Source organism: Variovorax sp. M-6 (genome assembly GCF_052114385.1).
In the GTDB taxonomy this organism is placed as follows: Bacteria; Pseudomonadota; Gammaproteobacteria; order Burkholderiales; family Burkholderiaceae_C; genus Variovorax.
Genome location: NZ_JBFREQ010000081.1, coordinates 1 through 3,144, shown reverse-complemented (window position 1 = coordinate 3,144; position 3,144 = coordinate 1). Strand labels below are relative to the sequence as shown.

At 67.8% G+C, this 3,144-nt stretch carries 1 protein-coding gene; it reads right to left on the bottom strand.

Features of this window, described 5'->3' with window-relative positions:
• Positions 1 to 3,144 (bottom strand): Ig-like domain-containing protein (locus tag AB4Z46_RS35090; protein ID WP_442288169.1); only part of this gene is annotated, 3,144 nt, incomplete at both ends.

Below are 3,144 nucleotides of genomic sequence, written 5' to 3'. Positions count from 1 at the left end.
GCCAGGCTCGGCCTTGCCGCTGAAGGTCGGGCGGTTGTCGTCGGTGGTCTCGCCGCTGACCAGCGGGCCCTGCTTGGCACCCACGTCGTCCTTCACCTCCAGGCCGCTCACCGCATCCGGCGCCTTCGTGTCGACCACGAAGTTCCAGACGCCGGTCGCATCGCTGGTCTGGCCCACCGGGTTGGTCGCCGTCGCCGTCAGGTTGTGCGCGCCGTCGGCCAGGTTCACGCCAGGCGTGAAGCTCCACTTGCCGCTCGGATCCGCCTTCACCTCGCCCAGCAGCGTCGCGCCGTCATAGATCTTGACGGTGTTGCCCGCTTGCGCCGTACCGAAGAGGGTCGGCGTCGCGTCGTTGGTCACTTCGCCCTTTTGCAGCATGTGCACCACACCCACGTCGTCCTGGATGTTGTCGATCACAGGCACCGCCGGCGGCGTGATGCTCACCGTGATCGCATAGCCGTCGCTCGGCGCGGTCTTGTTCCCCGCAGGATCCATCTCCACCGCCGTGAACTCGTTGAGGCCGGAAGCCAGCGGCGACTGCACCTGCAGCGACCACTTGCCGTCCGCACCCACCGTCACGCGGCCCAGCTCACGGCTGCCCGACACGTCCTTCACCGTCACGATGATGGTGTCGCCCGCCGTGCCCGTGCCATGGATCAACGGTCGGCTGTCGTCCGTCGTCTCGCCAGACGCCACGTTGCCCGTCACCAGACCAATGTCGTCTTCCACGCCCGTGATCGCCAGATCCTTCGCCTCCGGCGGCGTGTAGTCGGTCGTCAGCGTGAACTTGTCCGAGGGGGCGCTGGTGTTGCCTGCCGCATCGGTCGCCGTCACCGTGAACTCGTGCTTGCCTTCGTTCAGGCCGGTCGTCGGCGTGTAGCTCCAGTCACCGTTCGCATTGGCCTTCACGCTGCCCAGCAGCTTGTCGCCGTCGTACACCGTCACCGTGCTGCCCGCTTCGGCCTTGCCCGACAGCGTCGGCGACGGGTCGTCCGTCGTCGCTCCGTTGGCCAGCGCACCCTGCACTTCGCCCACATCGTCCGTCACCGCGCCAATCGTCGGCGCCACTGGCGCCACCGTGTCCACGCGGAAGTTGAAGGGCGAGGTCGCATCGCTGACGTTGCCCGCCTTGTCGGTCGCGGTGGCCGTGATGCTGTGCACTCCCTGGCCCAGGTCACCCGGGGGCGTGAAGCTCCACGTGCCGTCAAGCTTGACCGTCGTGGTGCCGAGCACGGTCGTGCCGTCCATCACCGTGATGGTGCTGCCGGCCTTGCCCGTGCCCTTGATCTCCGGGCGTGTGTCGTCCGTCACGCCGTTGGGCGCAATGTTGCCCGTGATCGCGCCCTGGTCGTCCACCAGCGAGCCGATCGACACTTCAACCTTCGAGGTGTCCACCGTCACGGTCACCGGCGTGCTCGATGCACTCTCGTTGCCCGCGGGGTCGGTCACCTTGGTCGTGAAGCTGTGCGGGCCGTCATCCAGCGCCTTGCCCGGCGTGAAGCTCCAGTTGCCCTCGCCGTCAACGTCCGCCTCGCCCAGCTTGGCCGCACCGTCGTACACCGACACCTTGCTGCCAGGCTCGGCCTTGCCGCTGAAGGTCGGGCGGTTGTCGTCGGTGGTCTCACCGTTGGACAGCGGGCCCTGCTTGGCACCCACGTCGTCCCTCACCTCCAAGCCGCTCACCGCGTCCGGCGCCTTCGTGTCGACCACGAAGTTCCAGATCCCGGTCGCATCGCTGGTCTGGCCCACCGGGTTGGTCGCCGTCGCCGTGATGTTGTGCGCGCCGTCCGCCAGCGCATCGGTCGTGAATGACCACTTGCCGCTGCCGTCCGCCTGCACGCTGCCCAGCAGCGTGCTGCCGTCGTAGATCTTGATGACGGTGCCCGGCTCCGACGTGCCGATGATGGTCGGCGTGTCGTCGTCAGTCACCTCGCCCTTCTGCAGGTTGTGCACCACGCCCTTGTCGTCGAGGACGTTGTCGATCACAGGCACCGCCGGCGGCGTGATGCTCACCGTGATCGAATAGCCATCGCTCGGCGCGGTCTTGTTCCCCGCAGGGTCGACCTCGATCGCCGTGAACTCGTTGGAGCCGGAAGCCAGCGGCGCATTCACCTGCAGCGACCACTTGCCATCCGCACCCACCGTCGCGCGGCCCAGCTCGCGGCTGCCCACTCCGTCCTTCACCATCACGATGATGGTGTCGCCCGCCGTGCCCGTGCCATGGATCAACGGTCGGCTGTCATCCGTCGTCGCGCCAGACGCCACGTTGCCCGTCACCAGGCCCACGTCGTCCTCCACGCCAGTGATCGCCAGCTTGCTCGCGTCCGGCGGCGTGTAGTCGGTCGTCAGCGTGAACTTGTCCGACTCCGCACTGGTGCTGCCCGCCGCGTCCGTCGCCTTCACCGTGAACTCGTGCTTGCCTTCGTTCAGCGGCGTGGTCGGCGTATAGCTCCAGTCACCGTTCGCGTCAGCCTTCACGCTGCCCAGCAGCTTGCCGCCGTCGTACACCGTCACCGTGCTGCCCGCCTCGGCCTTGCCAGACAGCGTCGGCGACGGGTCGTCCGTCGTCCCGCCATTCGCCAGCGCACCTTGCACTTCACCCACGTCGTCCGTCACCGCGCCGATCGTCGGCGCCATTGGCGCCACCGTGTCCACGCGGAAGTTGAACGGCGAGGTCGCATCGCTCACGTTGCCCGCCTTGTCGGTCGCGGTGGCCGTGATGCTGTGCGAACCCTGGCCCAGGTCGACCGTGGGCGTGAAGCTCCACGTGCCGTTGGGCTGCACCGTCGTCGTCCCCAGCACGTTCGTGCCGTCGTACACCGTGATGGTGCTGCCGGCCTTGCCCGTGCCCTGGATCTCCGGACGCGTGTCGTCCGTCACGCCGTTCGGCGCAATGTTGCCCGTGATCGCGCCTTGGTCGTCCACCAGCGCGCCGATCGACACTTCAACCTTCGAGGTGTCCACCGTCACGGTCACCGGCGTGCTCGATGCGCTCTCGTTGCCCGCGGGGTCGGTCACCTTGGTCGTGAAGCTGTGCGGGCCGTCATCCAGCGCCTTGCCCGGCGTGAAGCTCCAGTTGCCGTTGCCGTCAACGTCCACTTCGCCCAGCTTGGCCGCGCCGTCGTACACCGACACCTTGCTGCC